Raw genomic sequence first — 21128 nt, forward strand, 5'->3', positions numbered from 1 at the left:
GCAGTGCCTCCCTTTTTGTATTTATTGCGCAGGCTCAACGGGCAGGTCTGGGCGAGCACCCCATTCACTCCACGAACCATCGTAAAGCGACACGCCGTTCACGCCCAGCGTGGTAAGCGCCAGCACCACAACGGCGGCGGTAACGCCTGAACCACAGCTGGCAATAATTGGCCGCTCAAAGCTCACGCCCTGGCGTTCGAAGATCTCGCTCAGTTTGTCCGTAGTCTTCAGTTGACCGTTTTCTACCAGGTCCACCCACGGCACGTTAAGCGCCCCTGGAATATGGCCGCGTTTCAGGCCCGGGCGTGGCTCATCGGCCAACGCGTTGAAACGCGGAGCAGGGCGGGCATCCACAATCTGCGCAGTGCCTTCGTGACTGACCAGCAGCACGTCCGTCAGGCGCTTGATCACCAGTGGGTCGAAGTTAACCTCGAACTCACCTTCCGGCAGCTCCACGTCCCCTTGTTCCAGCGGCAATGCTTCACGCTGCCACTCCGCCAGCCCACCGGCCAGAATGGACACTCTCTCGACGCCGAAGGTGCGCAGCATCCACCAGGCGCGAGGCGCGGAGAACAGGTTGCCTTCGTCGTAAACCACCAGATGTTTGTCACTGCTAACGCCAAGCTCGCGCATAGCCACGGCAAACGCTTCTGCACGTGGCATCATATGGGGAAGAGGGCTTGTGTGATCGGAGAGCGCTTCGATGTCGAAATAGGCCGCACCTGGCAGATGCCCGGCACGGTACTCCGCAGGCATATCGCGAAGTGCTTCCTGGCCTGCTGGTGCCATGCGGGCATCTAAAATCTGGATATCGTCATCGTTAATATGTTCTGCGAGCCAGTCGCTCGCGACGAAGAAAGAGGTGGACACAATGAGCCTCCGGTTCATCAAAGAAAAATGGATTGTCGGTGTTTTTCTATAACCCGGCAAGCGGCCTTGCCCGACACCACGAGATACTTCGTAAAACTTAATGAATACACCCGCAAATTTACTGCCACCTGCGAGGCTTCGCGCAAGGCAGAGTATTCCGACTTTCGCTTTTCTGGCTAATCCGCATAATACTTGCTCTACGTAATGTTTGGCGGCCCTTATTGGCCAGGGATGAAAGAATGAATGCACTACGTTTGACGAGCCTTGCCGTACTGGTTTGCGGCCTGCTTGCGCTTTCCGGCTGTGACGATAAAAACAATCAGCAAACCGTTCAGCCTACCGCCTCTGCAGCAGCGGAACAAAACAGTAAGGCTGAAACTAAACCGGATGCAGCTCAACTGGAAAAACTGGCTCAGCAGTCTGCGGGGAAGCCGCTGAAGCTGCTCGATGCCTCTGAAGTTCAGCTGGACGGTGCCAGTACGTTAGTGCTGACCTTCTCGATTCCGCTCGACCCCAATCAGGACTTCAATAAAGTTGCCCATCTCGTGGATAAAACCAGCGGCAAAGTGGACGGTGCCTGGGAGCTTTCCAGCGACCTAAAAGAACTTCGTCTGCGGCATCTGGAGCCCAAACGCACGCTGATTGTGACCGTAGACAGCGGGCTGCTCGCGCTCAATAAAGCGACGTTCGAAGATGGCTTTGAAAAGCAAATTGCCACGCGTGATATTCAGCCGAGCGTTGGCTTTGCCAGCCGGGGCTCCTTGCTGCCGACTAAAGTGATTGCGGGGTTGCCGGTGATGGCGCTTAACGTCGATAACGTTGACGTTAACTTTTATCGCATTAAAGGCAGCTCCCTAAGCTCGTTTGTCAGCCAGTGGCAGTACCGTAACTCGGTTTCAAACTGGGAATCTGACAATCTGCTGAAGCTGGCTGACTTGGTTTACACCGGGCGTTTTGACCTAAATCCTGCGCGAAATACCCGTGAGAAGCTAATGCTGCCGCTGGGTGATATCAAACCTCTCCAGCAGCCCGGCGTCTATCTCGCTATCATGAGCCAGGCCGGGCATTACGCCTACAGCAATGCTGCAACCCTGTTCACGCTGAGTGATGTTGGTGTTTCGGTGCATCGCTACCACGACAGAATTGACGTCTTTACTCAAAGCCTGGAGAACGGTGCCGCGCAGTCGGGTGTGGAGATTGCGCTGTTGAACGAAAAAGGCCAAACGGTAGGGCAAACGAAAAGTGATAGTGACGGGCATGCCACGCTTGAGAAGCTGAACAAAGGCACGCTGCTGCTGGCGCGCAATGGTGAGCAAACCACGCTGCTCGATCTCAGCCGCCCGGCGCTGGATCTGGCGGAGTTTGATATTGCCGGTGAGCAAGGCTACAGCAAACAGTTCTTCATGTTTGGCCCAAGAGATCTCTATCGCCCCGGAGAGTCTGTCATCGTGAATGCCTTGCTCAGGGATGGGGATGGCAAACCGCTCCCGCCGCAGCCGGTGAAGCTTGAGGTCGTAAAACCGGACGGCCAGGTTACCCGCACCGAAGTGTGGCAATCTGCCAACGGACTTTATCAATTTACCTGGCCTCTGAGTGAAAGCGCGGCAACCGGTAACTGGCAAATGCGGGTCAACACCGGGGATAACCAGCCGCGTATCTGGACATTTAAAGTTGAAGACTTCATGCCGGAGCGTATGGCGCTGAATCTCACGGCGCAGAGCGCGCCGATAGCGCCTGAAGATACCGTCAATTTCGACGTTACCGGGCGCTATCTCTACGGTGCGCCAGCCGCGGGTAACAGCCTTCAGGGGCAGCTATTCCTGCGCCCTTTACGTGATGCCGTTGCAAAGCTGCCTGGGTTCCAGTTCGGCGATATCAATGAGCAAAACCTTTCCCGTAGCCTGGATGCCGTTGAGCTAACGCTGGATGAACAAGGGCACACGACCGTCAGCGCGGAAAGCCAGTGGGGGGACGTGCATTCTCCTCTGCGCCTTATTTTGCAGGCTAGCCTGCTGGAGTCCGGCGGTCGCCCGGTGACACGCCGCGTTGAGCAGGCTATCTGGCCAGCTCAGGCAATGCCTGGGATCCGCCCTCAATTTGCCAGCAAAGAGGTTTATGACTACCGGACCGACACTACCCGCACTCAGCCCATCGTCGATGAAGACAGCAGCGCAGGTTTCGACATTGTGTATGCCGATGCGCAGGGGGAAAAGCTGGCGGTAAGCGATCTGGACGTGCGCCTGATTCGTGAGCGCCGGGACTACTACTGGAGCTGGGAAGAAAGTGAAGGCTGGCGGTCTCAGTACGATCAAAAAGATCTGGTGGAAGCCGAGCAGAAGTTGACGCTGGCTGCCGGAGAAACCGGCAAAGTTGCCTTCCCGGTAGAGTGGGGCTCGTACCGCCTGGAAGTTCGAGATCCTGAGAGCAACCTTGTCAGTAGCCTGCGCTTCTGGGCCGGTTACAGCTGGCAGGATAACAGCGATGGCACGGGGGCGGTGCGCCCGGACAGGGTGACGCTAAAAATAGATAAACCGTCTTACAAAGCTGGCGATACCATCAATCTGCATATTGCCGCGCCTGCCGCAGGTAAAGGCTATGCGCTGGTGGAATCCAGTGACGGCCCACTGTGGTGGAAAGAAATTGATGTTCCGGCAGGCGGCATGGATCTTGCCATTCCGGTGGATAAGCGCTGGCAGCGGCACGATCTTTACTTAAGCACCGTTGTTATTCGCCCCGGAGACAAGGCGCGTTCCGCCACGCCTAAGCGCGCGGTCGGGATCCTTCATCTGCCGCTAGGAGACGAGAGCCGCCGTCTCGATCTGACGTTGCAAAATCCAGCCAAAATGCGGCCTAACCAAAACCTGACCGTGAAGGTGAAGGCCAGCGTGAAAAATGGCGAAGTGCCGAAGCAGATTAACGTGCTGCTGTCCGCCGTGGACAGCGGTGTGCTGAATATCACCGATTACAAAACACCGGATCCGTGGGACGCCTTCTTTGGACGCAAGCGCTATGGGGCAGATATCTATGACATTTACGGTCAGGTGATTGAAGGCGAAGGGCGACTGGCTGCTTTGCGCTTCGGCGGTGACGGCGATGAAGGCGATGAGCTTAGTCGCGGCGGTAAAAAGCCGGTGAATCATGTCACTATCATCGCTCAGCAAGCCCAACCGGTTGCGCTGGATGAAAACGGCGAAGGAACGGTGACGCTGCCGATTGGTGATTTCAACGGCGAGTTGCGGGTTATGGCGCAGGCCTGGACCGACGATCGCTTTGGTAATAGCGAAGAAAAAGTCACGGTTGCCGCGCCGCTAGTGAGCGAACTGGCCGCGCCGAGGTTTATGGCGAGTGGCGATACCAGCCGCCTCGCGCTGGATCTTACTAACCTGACGGACAGGCCCCAGCAGCTTAGCGTGGTACTCAGCGCTCAGGGGCTGTTAGCGCTCAATGGCGCGTCGACGATGGACGTGAAGCTGGCGCCTGGTGCTCGCGGCACGCTGTTCATTCCCGTACGTGCGCTGGAAGGTTTCGGTGACGGTGAAATCAAAGCAGTGATTAACGGCCTCGCACTGCCGGGTGAAACGCTGGCTGACCCAATCAAACAGTGGAAAATCGCCGTTCGTCCTGCATTCCCTGCGCAGACGGTGAACAGCGGTGCCGTGGTTAAACCGGGAGAGACATGGACGCTTCCGCCTAAGCATCTGTCCGGCATTGCTGAATCTACCCTGGAAGGGCAGCTGCTGCTGAGTGGGCGTCCGCCACTGAACCTGGCGCGTTACATTCGTGAGCTAAAAGCCTATCCGTATGGCTGCCTTGAGCAAACGACCAGCGGTCTGTTCCCGTCTCTGTACACCAATGAAGCTGAACTTAATGCGCTGGGTATCAAAGGTATTACCGACCAGCAGCGCCGGAACGCCATTGATGTAGGGATTGCCCGCCTGCTTGAGATGCAAAGTGACAATGGCGCTTTTGGACTGTGGGATAAAGCAGGGCCGGAAGAATACTGGCTGACGGCCTACGTGACCGACTTCCTGGTGCGAGCTGGCGAACAGGGTTACAGCGTCAATGCGGATGCACTCAGCAAGGCCAATCAGCGCCTGCTGCGCTATCTGCAGGATCCGGGCTTGATTGCCTTACGCTACAGTGATGACGCTCCGGCCAGCCGCTTTGCGGTACAGACCTATGCCGGGCTGGTGCTGGCTCGCCAGCAAAAAGCGCCCCTTGGGGCATTGCGAGAGCTTTGGCAGCGCCGCGAGCAGACTCGTGCCGGGCTGCCTCTCGTGCAGTTGGGCGTGGCCCTGAAACTCATGGGGGATGAACCTCGCAGCCAACAGGCGATTGCTTTGGGGCTGAAAACTCAGCGCAGTGATAAACAGATCTGGATGGCGGATTACGGCAGCGAACTGCGGGATAAAGCGATGATGCTGAGCCTGCTGGAAGAGAATAAGCTGCTACCCGACGCCCAAAACCAGCTACTGCTTGAGCTGTCTGATTTGGCCTGGAGCCAGCGTTGGTTATCCACTCAGGAAACCAATGCGTTGTTTATTGCCGGTCACGGTCTGCAAAACGTGAAAGGCGACTGGCAGGCGCAGACCTCGCTTGGTGCACAACCACTGGCATCCAGCCAGTCGGTAACGCGCAATCTGAGCGCGCAGCAGCTTTCTGATCTGCAGGTGACCAACACCGGGATGAGCAGCCTCTATTTACGCCTCGACAGCGCGGGATATCCGCAGCAGGCACCGGCTCCCTACAGCAATGTGCTGCATATTGAACGCCACTTCCTTGATGCGAAAGGCAACACCCGGCCGCTTTCTTCACTGAAAAGCGGTGAGCTGGTTATGGTCTGGCTGGACGTTTGGGCAGACAAGAACGTGCCTGATGCGCTGGTCGTCGATTTACTGCCGGCCGGGCTGGAGCTGGAAAACCAGAATCTGGCTAACAGCAGCGCCAGCTTGGGGGACAGCGCGAGTGAAGTACAGACTCTGCTGAACCAAATGCAGCAGCAGGACATTCAGCATATGGAGTTCAGGGATGACCGCTTTGTGGCCGCATTGCCGCTTAATGAAGGCCAGCATGCGACGCTTATTTACCTGGCCCGAGCCGTTACGCCGGGAAGCTACACCGTGCCCGTACCGCAGGTGGAATCCATGTACGTTCCGCAGTGGCGGGCAACCGGTAGCAGTACCGGCACGTTGACCGTTGTGCCGTAAGCAGAACGTCGGTGCTTAACGGAGCAAGGCTACGCTGGCGGCGGGGCTATCTCTGGCTGATAGTCCCGCTGCTGGTTGCCACTTTTATCTGGCTGGGGGATAAGCTTTGGCCGTTGCCGCTGCAAGAGGTCAATCCGGCCCGGGTGGTGGTGGCGGCAGACGGCACGCCGCTTTGGCGTTTTGCTGATGCCGAAGGGATCTGGCGTTACCCCGTCGTACTGAATCAGGTTTCTCCCCGCTACCTGGATGCGCTAATCGGCTATGAGGATCGCTGGTTTTGGGATCATCCTGGCGTCAATCCGTTCTCTATCTTGCGCGCGGCCTGGCAGGATCTGCGCAATGGGGAAGTGATCTCTGGTGGCAGTACGCTGACAATGCAGGTTGCCCGCTTATTGGATCCCCATCCTCGTACACTCGGCGGCAAAATACGTCAGGTCTGGCGGGCCTTTCAGCTTGAGTGGCATCTTTCCAAAACGGAGATCCTGACGCTCTACCTTAATCGTGCCCCCTTTGGCGGCACACTACAGGGGATCGGCGCGGCAAGCTGGGCGTATCTTGGAAAAGCGCCTGAGCAGCTAAGTTATTCAGAAGCGGCCTTGCTTGCCGTGCTGCCTCAGGCTCCCAGCCGCCTGCGGCCCGATCGCTGGCCTGAACGAGCGCAACAGGCGCGGGATAAGGTTTTACGCCGTATGGCGGAACAGGGCGTCTGGTCGCAAAAGCAGATTGATGAGGCTTTGCAGGAGCCTGTTTGGCTGGCACCGCGACAGATGCCGCAGCTGGCTCCGCTGCTGTCGCGGGCACTGGTATCGAAAAGCAAGTCAACGTTGATTGCGACCACGATAAATGCTCCTTTACAGCGCCAGCTGGAAGAGCTGGCGCTGAACTGGAAATCACGCCTGCCGCCTCGCTCCTCGCTGGCCATGCTGGTAGTTGATCACACTACAATGCAGGTTCGCGCGTGGGTGGGATCGGCGGATATTAACGATGACAGCCGATTTGGGCATGTCGATATGATCACCGCGATTCGCTCGCCGGGGTCCGTGTTAAAGCCTTTTGTTTACGGCATGGCAATGGATGACGGGCTGATTCATCCGGCGTCGTTGTTGCAGGACGTTCCGCGTCGGTTCGGCGATTATCGCCCTGGGAACTTCGACACCGGTTTTCACGGGCCGGTAAGCATGAGCGATGCCCTGGTGCGTTCGCTGAATTTACCTGCTGTTCAGGTGCTTGAGGCCTACGGGCCGAAGCGTTTTGCCGGGCAGATGGGCAACGTGGGGCTTAATCTTCGCTTTCCTCAGGGCAGTGAGCCCAACCTGTCGCTTATTCTTGGGGGCGCTGGCGCCAGGCTGGACCAGATAGTGGCAGCCTACGGCGCGTTTGCCCGTCATGGCAAGGCCGCTCAGCTGCGGGTTTTGGAAAGTGATGCCCTGCGAGAGCGCCCTCTGATGTCGCCGGGAGCTGCGTGGGTGATTCGCCGTATTCTTGCCGGGGAGGCCCAGCCTCAGCCGGATGCTTCTTTACCTCCCGTCGTCCCTCTGGCGTGGAAAACCGGGACCAGTTACGGGTATCGTGATGCCTGGGCCATAGGCATTAATTCGCGCTATCTGATTGGCATCTGGACCGGCAGGCCGGACAGTACGCCGGTGGCGGGGCAGTTTGGGTTAGGGAGTGCTGTACCGCTGCTTAATCAGGTGAATAATTTGCTGCAGGCTAATTCGCGCGTGCAGCAGCTCCATTTACCGACCGATCCCCGGCCCACTTCCGTTACTGCCGCAGAGATCTGCTGGCCTGGCGGCCAGGCATTGCCAGCCGGGGATGTGAACTGTCGTCGACGGCTGGCAACATGGCTTCTGGACGATGCTCAGCCGCCCACGCTGCTGGCACCGGGGCAAGAAGGCGCTCAGGGAACGCGCCAGCTTATTTGGGTGGATGCGCAGGGTAAGCGAGTGGCAGCCGATTGCCCTGGGGCTATTCAACAGGCAGTTGCTCTCTGGCCATTGCCCCTTGAACCCTGGCTACCCCCGACTGAGCGCCGTGCTGCTCGTTTGCCAGCAGTTTCAGCCAGTTGCCCACCGCTACAGAAAGAGAGTGCCACGCCGCTGCTGCTGCTCGGCGTGCGTGACGGCACTATTTTGAAACGCTTACCGGGGCAGATGCAGCTCCCGCTACGGCTTTCCAGCCAGGGCGGGCAGGGCCAGCGGTGGTGGTTCATTAACGGAGAAAGCGAAGAGAGTAAAGGCGACGGGCTGGCCTTAATGCTCAATAAACCGGGCGACTATCAGGTCGTGGTGATGGATGAGTCCGGGCAGGTTGCCAGCGCGACCTTTACCCTGCAGTGACGGCAAAACGTGAAATTTCACCCGCTGCAGCAATAGTGTTGCCAAAATTAATCTTATTTTAAAAAAATGTTATCTCCATCCATAGGCAACGACAAACTTGCTCTTTATAATCTGCGCCAATTTCATAATCGGGTTTCCCCGGACACACAGAACATCTACAGAGGTAATCATGGCTATTGAACGTACTTTTTCCATCATCAAACCAAACGCGGTGGCAAAAAACGTTATTGGTAACATTTATACTCGTTTTGAATCTGCAGGGTTTAAAATCGTTGGCGCAAAAATGCTGCACCTGACTGTTGAGCAGGCTCGTGGTTTCTACGCCGAGCACGACGGTAAGCCGTTCTTCGACGGTCTGGTTGAGTTCATGACTTCTGGCCCAATCGTGGTTTCCGTGCTGGAAAGCGAAAACGCAGTACAGCGTCACCGTGACCTGCTGGGCGCAACTAACCCGGCTAACGCACTGGCTGGTACTCTGCGTGCAGACTACGCGGACAGCTTCACCGAAAACGGCACCCACGGTTCTGACTCCGTAGAATCCGCAGCCCGTGAAATCGCCTACTTCTTCGGCGAAGGCGAAGTGTGCCCACGCACTCGTTGATATTTCTAAATCTGTAAGCGAATTTACACTTAATATCTTAGTTGTTCGCTTTCAGTCGTGGCATCTATGCCATAGAATTTGTACAATGCAACGTCCCCGGAAGAGCCTGCTCACCGGGGCGTTTCTTTTTCTAACCCTCCAGGGGCCATAACGTGTAACAACGAGGCCGGAAAACATTATGTCTGAAATGAACACGCCTGAAGCAACACCTGTTGTTGTTTCCAATAAAGCCGAAAAAATTAACCTGCTCGATCTCAACCGCCAGCAGCTGCGCGAGTTTTTCGCCGAGCTGGGTGAAAAACCTTTCCGTGCAGATCAGGTCATGAAGTGGATGTATCACTACTGCAGTGATGATTTCGACGAAATGACGGACATCAACAAGGTCCTGCGCAATAAGCTGAAAGAGATCGCCGAGATTCGTGCACCTGAAGTTGCTGAAGAGCAACGTTCTGCCGACGGTACCATCAAGTGGGCAATCAAAATTGCCGACCAGCTGGTGGAAACGGTGTATATCCCGGAGGAAGACCGCGCCACGCTGTGTGTTTCTTCTCAGGTTGGCTGTGCGCTGGAATGTAAATTCTGCTCAACCGCGCAGCAGGGCTTTAACCGTAACCTGCGCGTGTCTGAAATTATTGGTCAGGTCTGGCGCGCGGCGAAGATTATCGGTGCGCAGAAGAAAACCGGCGTGCGTCCTATCACCAACGTGGTGATGATGGGCATGGGCGAACCGCTGCTGAACCTGAACAACGTTGTTCCGGCAATGGAAATTATGCTCGACGACTTTGGCTTTGGTCTGTCCAAACGCCGCGTCACGCTTTCTACCTCTGGTGTGGTACCCGCACTGGATAAGCTCGGGGATATGATTGATGTCGCGCTGGCAATTTCGCTGCACGCGCCGACCGATGATATTCGCGATGAAATCATGCCGATCAACAAGAAGTACAACATCGAAACCTTCCTGGCGGCCGTTCGTCGTTACCTGGAGAAATCCAACGCCAACCAGGGCCGCGTCACGGTGGAATACGTTCTGCTGGATCACGTCAATGATGGTACCGAACATGCGCATCAGCTGGCTGAATGCCTGAAAGATACGCCATGCAAAATCAACCTGATTCCATGGAACCCGTTCCCGGGCGCACCATACGGCCGCAGCTCCAACAGCCGTATCGATCGTTTCTCTAAAGTGCTGATGAGCTATGGTTTCACCACCATTGTTCGCAAGACTCGCGGCGACGATATCGACGCGGCATGTGGTCAGTTGGCGGGGGAAGTGATCGACCGTACCAAACGCACTATGCGTAAACGTATGCAGGGCGAACCTATTGCCGTAAAAGCTGTTTGATTGTAGATGGCGATTTGCCGCGCTGGGCGAGGGTGCCTGGCGCGGTATAAAAAACGGGCAAAAGTGCATGAACAGTCAATAACGTGGCCTAATACATCATTCAGCATAATAATTACGGTGCGTTTCTGGCGGCTTTAAGGCAGTATGTAGCGTCGCAACAACAGTTTAGTTGTGCCCATTTCGTAAAGTTAACGGACAGCCAGCCAAAGGCTGACTATGGTTAACTAACCGGCGAGTCCGGTAGCCCGTAAAAATGCCAGCTAGCGCTAACAGCATGGCGGGAATCGGGAATTTTTACTGAGGGGTAGCCTTCAGGTATCAGATTTGTTTCGCGGTGCGAGTCAATCTGACGTAGCGGAGACGCTGCGGTACAGGACTTGTGCCAAATTCTTTAATTTGAACAGTACCAGCAGTTGTAGCTAATGAATACTGAAGCCACTAACGAATCAAATGCAGCACAAACCACAGGCCAGCGTTTACGTAATGCACGTGAGCAAATGGGGCTCAGCCAGCAGGCTGTGGCCGAACGCCTGTGCCTGAAAGTTTCCACCGTCAGGGATATCGAAGACGACAAGGCGCCTGCCGAGCTGGCGTCTACTTTCCTGCGTGGCTATATCCGCTCTTATGCGCGACTGGTTCGTATTCCTGAAGAAGAGCTGTTGCCGATGATGGCGAAACAGGCACCGATTAAGGCAGCCAAAGTTGAGCCGATGCAAAGCTTCTCTCTTGGTAAGCGTCGTAAAAAGCGCGACGGCTGGCTGATGAGCTTTACCTGGCTGATTCTGTTCGTGGTGATTGGCCTGACCGGCGCATGGTGGTGGCAAAATCACAAAGCGCAGCAGGAAGAGCTGTCGACCATGGCCGATCAATCTTCCACCGAACTTTCAACCAGCGGCGGCCAGTCTGTGCCGCTGAACACCGGCAGTGATACGCCTGCCGATGCAACATCTACTACATCAACACCTGCGCAACCTGTTGAACTGCCTACGCCAGTGGAGAACACCGCTTCTTCTGCGCCAGCTCAGCAAAACGCTACTGAAAATGCGGCTCAGCAATCTGCCGTTGTGGCGCCAAGCCAGGCACCTGTTGATAACGCCCAGACAACGCCAGCACCAACCGCAGGCCAACTGCCAACCGATCAGGCTGGCGTGAATCAGACTGCGGACGCCTCTCAGGGGCTGTCTATGCACTTCACCGCTGACTGCTGGCTGGAAGTGACTGACGCCAGCGGCAAAAAGCTGTTTAGCGGCCTGCAGCGCAAAGATGCGAAGCTCGATTTAGCGGGTAAAGCGCCTTATAAACTGAAAATTGGCGCACCGTCAGCAGTACAGGTTCAATATCAGGGCAAACCTGTGGACCTGAGTCGCTTTATCAGAACTAACCAGGTTGCACGTCTCACTGTCGGTGCTGAATAATCAGCGCCAGTTCAGACGCGTAATTGTGGAGATTTACCATGCATAATGCCGCACCCATCCAACGTCGCAAATCCAAGCGGATCTACGTCGGTAATGTGCCAATCGGCGATGGTGCCCCTATCGCCGTTCAGTCGATGACCAATACGCGCACCACCGATGTGGAAGCCACGGTTAATCAAATCAAAGCATTAGAACGCGTGGGTGCCGATATCGTTCGTGTATCCGTGCCGACAATGGACGCCGCAGAGGCGTTTAAGCTTATCAAGCAGAAGGTCAGCGTCCCGCTGGTCGCCGATATTCACTTCGATTACCGTATTGCGCTTAAAGTCGCAGAGTACGGCGTTGATTGCCTGCGTATTAACCCCGGCAACATCGGCAACGAAGAGCGTATTCGCTCGGTGGTTGACTGCGCACGCGATAAAAACATTCCTATCCGTATCGGCGTGAATGCCGGCTCTCTGGAAAAAGATCTGCAGGAAAAATACGGCGAGCCGACGCCTCAGGCGCTGCTCGAATCCGCCATGCGCCACGTCGATCATCTGGATCGTCTCAACTTCGATCAGTTTAAGGTGAGCGTAAAAGCGTCAGACGTATTCCTGGCCGTTGAGTCTTATCGCCTGCTGGCAAAGCAGATCGATCAGCCGCTGCACCTCGGGATCACCGAAGCGGGCGGCGCGCGCGCGGGTTCTGTTAAATCCGCTATCGGCCTCGGGCTGCTGCTCTCTGAAGGGATCGGTGACACGCTGCGCATTTCCCTGGCGGCAGATCCGGTGGAAGAGATCAAAGTGGGCTTCGACATCCTTAAGTCGCTGCGCATTCGCTCCCGTGGGATCAACTTTATCGCCTGTCCAACTTGCTCACGTCAGGAGTTTGACGTCATCGGGACGGTAAACGCCCTGGAGCAGCGCCTGGAAGACATTATCACCCCGATGGACGTTTCCATTATCGGCTGCGTGGTGAATGGCCCGGGTGAAGCGCTGGTTTCCACGCTTGGGGTGACCGGCGGCAATAAAAAAAGTGGTTTCTACGAAGATGGCGTCCGCCAGCGAGATCGTATGGACAACGACGACATGATTGCGCAGCTTGAAGCGCGTATTCGTGCCAAAGCCAGCATGCTGGATGAAAAACAGCGTATTGATATCCAACAGCTGGAAAAATAATGCGAAGCATGGGAAGCACAGGGCTTCCCGTGTATGATTGAGCCCGCACGGCCGTTTACCTGAGTAAGTGGCCTGATTTCGGGTTCATTTTTTGTATATAAAGCAGAGAACAAACGTGGCAAAAAATATTCAAGCCATTCGCGGCATGAACGATTACCTGCCGGGCGAAACCGCCATCTGGCAGCGTATTGAAGGCATTCTTAAGCAGGTGCTCGCGAGCTACGGTTACAGCGAAATCCGTTTGCCGATTGTAGAGCAGACCCCGTTATTCAAACGCGCTATCGGTGAAGTCACCGACGTGGTTGAAAAAGAGATGTATACCTTTGAGGATCGCAACGGCGACAGCCTGACCCTGCGTCCTGAGGGCACCGCGGGCTGCGTGCGTGCCGGTATCGAACATGGTCTTCTGTACAATCAGGAACAGCGTTTGTGGTACATCGGGCCGATGTTCCGCCACGAACGTCCTCAGAAAGGGCGTTACCGCCAGTTTAATCAGCTGGGTGTGGAAGTGTTTGGCCTGAACGGTCCGGATATCGACGCCGAGCTTATCATGCTGACCGCTCGCTGGTGGCGCGCGCTGGGTATTGACCAGCACGTTAGCCTGGAGCTGAACTCCATCGGTTCTCTGGAAGCGCGCGCTAACTACCGTGATGCGCTGGTTGCTTTCCTGGAACAGCATAAAGAGAAGCTGGACGAAGACTGCAAACGCCGCATGTACAGCAACCCGCTGCGCGTGCTGGACTCCAAAAATCAGGACGTTCAGGCTCTGCTGAACGACGCGCCTCAGCTGGGCGATTACCTGGATGAAGAGTCCCGCGAGCATTTCGCCGGTCTGTGCCAGTTCCTGGATGCGGCAGGCATTGCTTACACCGTTAACCAGCGTCTGGTTCGCGGCCTGGATTACTACAACCGCACCGTGTTTGAGTGGGTGACCAATAGCCTGGGCTCTCAGGGTACCGTGTGTGCCGGTGGCCGCTACGATGGTCTGGTGGAGCAGCTTGGCGGGCGCGCGGCGCCAGCGGTTGGCTTTGCCATGGGCCTCGAACGCCTTGTTTTACTGGTTCAGGCGATTAATCCTGAATTTAAAGCAGAATCCGTTGTCGATATGTACCTGATATCTTCAGGTCAGGGAACGCAGGGCGCGGCAATGCTGCTGGCTGAAAAGCTACGTGACCAGGTGCCGGCCCTGAAATTGATGACTAACTACGGCGGCGGTAACTTCAAGAAGCAGTTCGTTCGTGCCGACAAGTGGGGCGCTCGCGTTGCACTGGTGCTGGGCGAAGATGAAGTCGCTAAAGGCGAAGTCGTGGTTAAGGATTTACGCACAGGTGAGCAACAAAACGTCGCGCAAGCCGACGCTGCCGCCCATCTGCAGGCGTTACTGGGTTAATTACCCGGTGATTATTCGTTAAGGAGAAGGACTGCGTGGAAGTTTACGAGAACGAAAACGATCAGATGGAAGCGGTTAAACGCTTCTTTGCGGAAAACGGCAAAGCGCTGGTAGTCGGGGTTGTGCTGGGTATCGGCGCTCTGGTGGGCTGGCGTTACTGGAACGGCCACCAGGACGACTCCATGCGTGAAGCCTCCCTGGCTTACCAGAATGTGACCAGCGCGGTGAAAGCAGACCAGCCGCAAACGCTGGAAGCGGTCGAGAAATTTGCCGCTGACAACAAAAACACCTACGGCGCGCTGGCGGCGTTAGAGCTGGCGCAGCAGTTCGTGGATAAAAACGAGCTGGATAAAGCGGCAACGCAGCTGCAAAACGGCCTTAGCAGCACCAAAGATGCGAACATGCAGGCGCTGATCAATCTGCGTCTGGCTCGCATTCAGATTCAGCAGAAACAGGCTGATGCCGCGCTGAAAACCCTGGATAGCGTAAAAGGCGAAGGCTGGGTAGCGATGGTTGCCGACCTGCGCGGCGAAGCGCTGCTCAGTAAAGGGGATAAGCAGGGCGCTCGTGATGCGTGGAGCAAAGGTTCACAGACCAATGCTTCTCCGGCCCTGCGTGAAATGATGCAGATGAAAATCAATAATTTGTCCAGCTAAGAGGGACCCGATGCAATTGCGTAAACTATTTGTGCCTGGGCTGCTCTCCTTGACGCTGCTCAGCGGCTGCTCCCTGTTCAGCGGCGAAGAAGATGTGGTTAAAATGTCCCCGCTGCCAACGGTGGAAAATCAGTTCACTCCGGCAAAAGCGTGGAGCACGTCCGTGGGTGATGGAATCGGTGATTTCTACTCTAACCTGCATCCGGCGTGGCAGGGCAGCACCATTTATGCTGCTGACCGTCGCGGTACCGTGAAAGCGCTGAATGCGGATGACGGCAAAGAAGAGTGGAAGGTCGATCTCTCTGAGAAAACCGGCTTCTTCTCCAGCAATATTCCTGCTCTGCTGTCCGGCGGCCTGACCGTTGACGGCGGCCACGTTTATGTTGGCACCGAAAAAGCGAAAGTCTTTGCCCTGAACACCTCCGACGGCAGCATCGCCTGGCAGGCAAAAGTGGCTGGCGAAGCGCTGTCTCGCCCGGTTGTGAGCGACGGCGTGGTGCTGATTCATACCAGCAACGGTATGCTGCAGGCGCTGAACGAAGCTGACGGCGCGGTAAAATGGAGCGTTAACCTCGATATGCCTGCGCTGTCCCTGCGCGGTGAATCGGCTCCGGCCACCGCCTTTGGTGCCGCTATTGTCGGCGGAGATAACGGCCGCGTAAGCGCCGTGCTGATGCAGCAGGGCCAGCTTATCTGGCAGCAGCGTATCTCCCAGGCGACTGGCGCGACAGAAATTGACCGCCTGAGCGACGTGGATACTACGCCGGTTATCGTGAATGGCGTGGTTTATGCTCTGGCTTACAACGGCAACCTGACGGCGCTGGATCTACGTTCCGGCCAGATCATGTGGAAACGTGAGATGGGCTCGGTGAACGACTTCATCGTGGACGGGAACCGCATTTACCTGGTGGATCAGAATGACCGCGTTGTTGCGCTGAACGTAGACGGCGGCGTAACGCTGTGGACGCAAAGCGATCTGCTGCACCGCAACCTGACCGCGCCAGTGCTGTACAATGGCTACCTGGTCGTTGGCGACAGCGAAGGCTACATGCACTGGATCAACAACGATGATGGGCGCTTTGTTGCCCAGCAGAAAGTGGACAGCTCCGGCTTCCAGACGACGCCAGTGGTTGCCAGCGACAAACTGCTTATCCAGGCAAAAGACGGCACGCTGTACGCCATCAAACGCTAAACTTGTCGGATAATCGTCACGTTTGAAACGGTTCCCGTAGTTCGGGAGCCGTTTTGGCTTTTTAAAAACAGCCGAAAATTGACGCTGTTTTATTAATAAATTTTGAGTAATGAGGCTTTTATAATGGTACCTGTGGTCGCGCTTGTTGGGCGCCCTAACGTCGGTAAATCGACCCTGTTTAACCGCTTAACGCGTACCCGCGATGCGCTGGTTGCGGATTTTCCGGGGCTGACTCGCGATCGCAAGTACGGTCGTGCGGAAGTCGAAGGCCGCGAGTTTATCTGTATTGATACCGGCGGTATCGATGGCACGGAAGACGGTGTGGAAACGCGTATGGCCGAGCAGTCGCTGCTGGCGATTGAAGAGGCGGATGTTGTGCTGTTCATGGTGGATGCACGTGCGGGCCTGATGCCTGCCGATGAAGCTATCGCTCAGCACCTGCGCTCCCGCCAGAAGCCAACTTTCCTGGTAGCGAACAAGACCGACGGTCTTGACCCGGACCAGGCGGTGATTGACTTCTACTCTCTGGGCCTCGGCGAAATCCACCCGATTGCGGCTTCCCATGGCCGCGGTGTGACCAGCCTGCTGGAACACGTTCTGGTGCCGTGGATGGACGATATCGACCCGCGCGAACAGCCGGCAGAGATGGACGAAGACGAAGCCTACTGGGCCGCGTTTAACGCCAAAAACGGCATTGTGTCCGATGACGAAGAGTTTGAGGAAGAAGAGGAGGAAGAAGCCTTCAATCCTCAGGATCTGCCTATCAAGCTCGCTATCGTTGGCCGTCCTAACGTAGGTAAGTCTACGCTAACTAACCGTATCCTCGGCGAAGAACGCGTTGTCGTTTATGACATGCCGGGCACCACCCGCGACAGCATCTATATTCCGATGGAGCGTGATGAGCGTGAATTCGTGCTGATTGATACTGCGGGCGTGCGTAAGCGCGGGAAAATTACTGACACGGTAGAAAAATTCTCGGTAATCAAAACTCTGCAAGCGATCGAAGATGCGAACGTTGTGCTGCTGGTTATTGACGCCCGCGAAGGCATTTCCGATCAGGATCTCTCGCTGCTGGGCTTCATCCTGAATAGTGGGCGCTCACTGGTTATCGTGGTCAACAAGTGGGATGGCCTGAGCAACGAAGTTCGCGAGCAGGTGAAAGAGACACTGGACTACCGTCTGGGCTTTATCGACTTCGCCCGCGTGCACTTCATCTCCGCTCTGCACGGCAGCGGCGTAGGTAACCTGTTCGAATCCGTGCGTGAAGCCTACGACAGCTCCACGCGTCGCGTAAGCACCGCGCTGCTGACCCGCATCATGAACATGGCGGCGGAAGACCATCAGCCACCGCTGGTGCGTGGTCGTCGCGTTAAGCTGAAATACGCGCACGCCGGTGGCTATAACCCGCCAATCGTGGTGATTCACGGTAACCAGGTAAAAGACCTGCCGGACTCCTACAAGCGTTATCTGATGAACTACTTCCGCAAATCGCTGGACGTGATGGGGACGCCAATCCGCATTCAGTTCAAGGAAGGGGAAAACCCGTTCGCCGGGAAACGTAACACCCTGACGCCGAACCAGATGCGTAAGCGTAAGCGTCTCATCAAGCACATCAAGAAAAGTAAGTAATTCGGACGGGAGCATTAAGCTCCCGTTTTACTATATGGAGATACCACATGGAACTGAATTGCCCGGCGTGTAAAAGCGAACTGAAACAAACGGACGATGGGGCACACTGCGATGCCTGCGGGAAGGACTTCCGCCTCGAAGCGCTTTGCCCGGACTGCCATAAGCCGCTGCAGGTGTTGAAAGCGTGTGGCGCGGTGGATTATTTCTGCCAGAACGGTCATGGGCTGATTTCTAAAAAGCGCGTGGAATTTATTCCCGCCGCGCTCTGAGTGGCCTATTCATTTTTCGCCGCGGGCTTGCGCTTCCGCGGTGCTTTCACCGGTTTAATGCCCGTTACCTGACTCTCGACCCAGCCATCATCCAGACGCGTGGTTAGCGTGTCCCCAGACTTCACCTGTTTGGTTTTCTTCAGCACTTTGCCGTCTTCGGCGGTGGTCACGCTGTAGCCGCGCGCGAGCGTCGCCAGCGGGCTGACGGCTTCCAGCTGGGCGAGCGCGGTGCCAAAGCGTTGTTTCGTCTGGCTAAGCTGAGCGCTTACTAACTGCGACAGGCGGTATTCCAGCTGCTGTAAGCGAGACTGGGCGCGGTGAATGCGGGGCTGAGGCTGCTGCTGGTTCAGGCGCTGGCTAAGGCGCAGCTGCTGCTGACTAGCCCGGCGCATTTTGCCGTCCATTGCCACGGTCAGACGCTGGCGCAGGCGCTCGAGTGTGGTTTGCTGGCGGGCTAAACGTAGCTGAGGATGCTGCTGCTGCAGGCGGTGGTGTAGCTGGGTAAACCGCCGTGAGCGCTGGGCGAGGTAATAGTCCAGCGCCATTTCCATACGCTGCTGCTGGGACTGGATTTGGCGCAGTAACTCCGTCTGATTACGGCTGACGATTTCTGCTGCGGCGGACGGCGTCGGCGCACGTAAATCAGCGACAAAATCGGCGATCGTGACGTCAGTTTCATGCCCTACGGCACTAACAACGGGGATCTTGCTTGCGAAAATTGCCCGCGCAACACGCTCATCGTTAAAGCTCCACAGGTCTTCCAGCGAGCCGCCGCCGCGCCCGACAATCAGCACGTCACATTCGTTGCGCAGGTTGGCTAATTCAATGGCGCGCACAATCTGCAGCGGGGCGTCTGCGCCCTGAACGGCGGTCGGATAGATGATGACCGGCAGCGACGGATCGCGGCGCTGTAATACATGCAGCACGTCATGCAGGGCCGCACCGGTTTTAGAGGTAATCACGCCGACCTGGCGAGCCGGAGCGGGCAGGGGCTGCTTGTGCAACGGGTCGAAAAGCCCTTCGGCGCTCAGCTTCTGTTTCAACTGCTCGTACTGCTGCTGCAACAGCCCTTCACCTGCGGGCTGCATGCTTTCGACAATGATCTGGTAGTCGCCGCGCGGTTCGTAAAGCGTGATGTTAGCGCGCACTAACACCTGCTGGCCGTGCTGCGGGCGGAAGGTCACGCGGCGGTTGCTGTTGCGGAACATCGCGCAGCGCACCTGGGCGGTATCGTCCTTTAGCGTGAAGTACCAGTGGCCCGATGAAGGCTGGCTGAAGTTAGATATTTCACCGCTGATCCAGACCTGCCCCATTTCCTGCTCAAGCAGCAAACGCACCGTCTGATTCAGGCGAGAAACGGTATAAATTGAGGGAGAATTTTGTGTCGACATGTGAGCTGGATCAAATTCTAAATCAGCAGGTTATTAGGTCGATAGTACCTTCCGTTTCGCTATTAGCAAGGAGTTTTGCGAAAAAAGTGTGGATGCAATCGCTTACGCTCTGTATAATGCCGCGGCAATATTTTATCTGTTCTCATTCACCCCCAGGTTGAGATATTGCCATGCTACGTATCGCTAAAGAAGCACTGACGTTTGACGACGTTCTCCTCGTTCCCGCTCATTCCACCGTTCTGCCGAACACGGCCGACCTCAGCACTCAGCTGACCAAAACTATTCGTCTGAATATCCCTATGCTGTCCGCAGCGATGGATACCGTGACGGAAGCGCGTCTGGCTATCGCTCTGGCGCAGGAAGGTGGCCTTGGTTTCATTCACAAAAACATGTCCATTGAGCGCCAGGCTGAAGAAGTTAAGCGCGTGAAGAAACACGAAAGTGGCGTGGTTACTGACCCGCAAACCGTGCTGCCAACCACCACCCTGCGTGAAGTGAAAGAATTAACCGAGCGTAACGGCTTTGCCGGCTACCCGGTCGTCACCGAAGACAACGAGCTGGTGGGTATCATCACCGGTCGTGACGTGCGCTTTGTGACCGACCTGACCCAGCCAGTTAGCGTGTACATGACCCCGAAAGAGCGTCTGGTTACCGTGAAAGAAGGCGAAGCGCGTGACGTCGTGCTGTCTAAAATGCACGAAAAACGCGTTGAGAAAGCGCTGGTTGTAGACGCGGGCTTCCACCTGCGCGGCATGATCACCGTAAAAGACTTCCAGAAAGCAGAGCGTAAACCTAACGCCTGTAAAGATGAGCAGGGCCGTCTGCGCGTTGGGGCTGCGGTTGGCGCAGGCGCAGGCAACGAAGAGCGCGTTGACGCGCTGGTCGCTGCTGGCGTTGATATTCTGCTGATTGACTCCTCTCACGGCCACTCCGAAGGCGTTCTGCAACGTATTCGTGAAACCCGTGCTAAATATCCTGACCTGCAAATCATCGGCGGTAACGTAGCAACCGCCGCTGGCGCGCGCGCCCTGGCCGAAGCTGGCTGCAGCGCGGTGAAGGTTGGGATCGGTCCTGGCTCCATCTGTACTACTCGTATTGTTACCGGCGTAGGTGTACCGCAGATCACCGCCGTGGCTGACGCAGTTGAAGCGCTGGAAGGCACCGGTATTCCGGTTATCGCTGACGGCGGTATCCGCTTCTCCGGCGACATCGCGAAAGCCATCGCCGCAGGCGCAGCAGCTGTTATGGTTGGCGGTATGCTGGCAGGTACCGAAGAGTCTCCGGGCGAAATCGAACTGTACCAGGGCCGTGCGTTCAAATCTTACCGCGGCATGGGTTCTCTGGGCGCGATGTCCAAAGGCTCTTCTGACCGTTACTTCCAGACCGACAACGCTGCAGACAAACTGGTGCCGGAAGGTATCGAAGGTCGCGTAGCGTACAAAGGCCGTCTGAAAGAGATCGTTCATCAGCAGATGGGCGGCCTGCGTTCCTGCATGGGCCTGACCGGCTGTGGTACTATCGACTTGCTGCGCACCAAAGCAGAATTCGTACGTATCAGCGGCGCGGGCATCCAGGAAAGCCACGTTCACGACGTGACGATCACCAAAGAGTCCCCGAACTACCGTATGGGTTCTTAATCTTTATGCACCCGGCTTTATGCCGGGTGT

14 protein-coding genes are annotated in these 21128 nt (G+C 56.3%); 12 read left to right on the forward strand and 2 right to left on the reverse strand.

Annotated features, from left to right (window positions below; translation table 11 throughout):
- Positions 1-21: 21 nt before the first annotated feature.
- Positions 22-870, reverse strand: coding sequence for a 3-mercaptopyruvate sulfurtransferase (sseA, locus tag ACREYP_RS05335; RefSeq protein WP_336819131.1), 849 nt, complete (start codon positions 868-870; stop codon positions 22-24).
- Between the two features lie 239 nt (positions 871-1109).
- Here sseA and ACREYP_RS05340 point away from each other — a divergent pair, with 239 nt between their 5' ends.
- The 11 genes from ACREYP_RS05340 to ACREYP_RS05390 all read left to right on the forward strand — a co-directional run bounded on the left by ACREYP_RS05340 (position 1110) and on the right by ACREYP_RS05390 (position 18070).
- Positions 1110-6077 (forward strand): alpha-2-macroglobulin family protein, encoded by a 4968-nt coding sequence (locus ACREYP_RS05340; protein WP_498881178.1) that lies wholly within the window; start codon positions 1110-1112, stop codon positions 6075-6077.
- A gap of 56 nt (positions 6078-6133) precedes the next feature.
- A complete protein-coding gene (pbpC, locus tag ACREYP_RS05345; RefSeq protein WP_498881393.1) occupies positions 6134-8416 on the forward strand; it encodes a penicillin-binding protein 1C in 2283 nt (760 codons plus the stop codon).
- A gap of 169 nt (positions 8417-8585) precedes the next feature.
- Positions 8586-9017, forward strand: coding sequence for a nucleoside-diphosphate kinase (gene ndk, locus ACREYP_RS05350; RefSeq protein WP_008459411.1), 432 nt, complete (start codon positions 8586-8588; stop codon positions 9015-9017).
- Between the two features lie 178 nt (positions 9018-9195).
- Positions 9196-10359, forward strand: coding sequence for a dual-specificity RNA methyltransferase RlmN (gene rlmN, locus ACREYP_RS05355; protein ID WP_008459410.1), 1164 nt, complete (start codon positions 9196-9198; stop codon positions 10357-10359).
- A 422-nt stretch (positions 10360-10781) separates the two neighbouring features.
- Positions 10782-11774: a cytoskeleton protein RodZ gene (gene rodZ / locus ACREYP_RS05360; protein WP_336819134.1), complete on the forward strand. Its 993-nt coding sequence runs from the start codon at positions 10782-10784 to the stop codon at positions 11772-11774.
- Between the two features lie 38 nt (positions 11775-11812).
- Positions 11813-12934, forward strand: a complete 1122-nt coding sequence (gene ispG / locus ACREYP_RS05365) for a flavodoxin/ferredoxin-dependent (E)-4-hydroxy-3-methylbut-2-enyl-diphosphate synthase (RefSeq protein ID WP_498881179.1) — start codon at positions 11813-11815, stop codon at positions 12932-12934.
- Positions 12935-13049: 115 nt separating this feature from the next.
- Complete coding sequence (gene hisS / locus ACREYP_RS05370) at positions 13050-14324, forward strand: histidine--tRNA ligase (protein WP_008459407.1); 1275 nt, start codon at positions 13050-13052, stop codon at positions 14322-14324.
- A gap of 35 nt (positions 14325-14359) precedes the next feature.
- Positions 14360-14980 carry a YfgM family protein gene (locus ACREYP_RS05375; RefSeq protein WP_008459406.1) on the forward strand — a complete coding sequence of 207 codons (621 nt, stop codon included), beginning with the start codon at positions 14360-14362 and terminating at the stop codon, positions 14978-14980.
- 10 nt (positions 14981-14990) lie between these two features.
- Positions 14991-16172: an outer membrane protein assembly factor BamB gene (gene bamB, locus ACREYP_RS05380; RefSeq protein ID WP_166871687.1), complete on the forward strand. Its 1182-nt coding sequence runs from the start codon at positions 14991-14993 to the stop codon at positions 16170-16172.
- Positions 16173-16295: 123 nt separating this feature from the next.
- A complete protein-coding gene (der, locus tag ACREYP_RS05385; protein ID WP_008459404.1) occupies positions 16296-17801 on the forward strand; it encodes a ribosome biogenesis GTPase Der in 1506 nt (501 codons plus the stop codon).
- A gap of 47 nt (positions 17802-17848) precedes the next feature.
- A complete protein-coding gene (locus tag ACREYP_RS05390) occupies positions 17849-18070 on the forward strand; it encodes a zinc ribbon domain-containing protein (RefSeq protein WP_008459403.1) in 222 nt (73 codons plus the stop codon).
- 5 nt (positions 18071-18075) lie between these two features.
- Here ACREYP_RS05390 and xseA read toward each other — a convergent pair whose 3' ends face one another.
- Positions 18076-19461 carry an exodeoxyribonuclease VII large subunit gene (xseA, locus tag ACREYP_RS05395; RefSeq protein WP_336819135.1) on the reverse strand — a complete coding sequence of 462 codons (1386 nt, stop codon included), beginning with the start codon at positions 19459-19461 and terminating at the stop codon, positions 18076-18078.
- 170 nt (positions 19462-19631) lie between these two features.
- Here xseA and guaB point away from each other — a divergent pair, with 170 nt between their 5' ends.
- Positions 19632-21098 carry an IMP dehydrogenase gene (guaB, locus tag ACREYP_RS05400; protein ID WP_166871697.1) on the forward strand — a complete coding sequence of 489 codons (1467 nt, stop codon included), beginning with the start codon at positions 19632-19634 and terminating at the stop codon, positions 21096-21098.
- The last annotated feature ends 30 nt before the right edge of the window (positions 21099-21128 follow it).

Origin of the sequence: Enterobacter sp. TMH.L2, assembly GCF_050847315.1 — a bacterium.
In the GTDB taxonomy this organism is placed as follows: Bacteria; Pseudomonadota; Gammaproteobacteria; order Enterobacterales; family Enterobacteriaceae; genus Cedecea.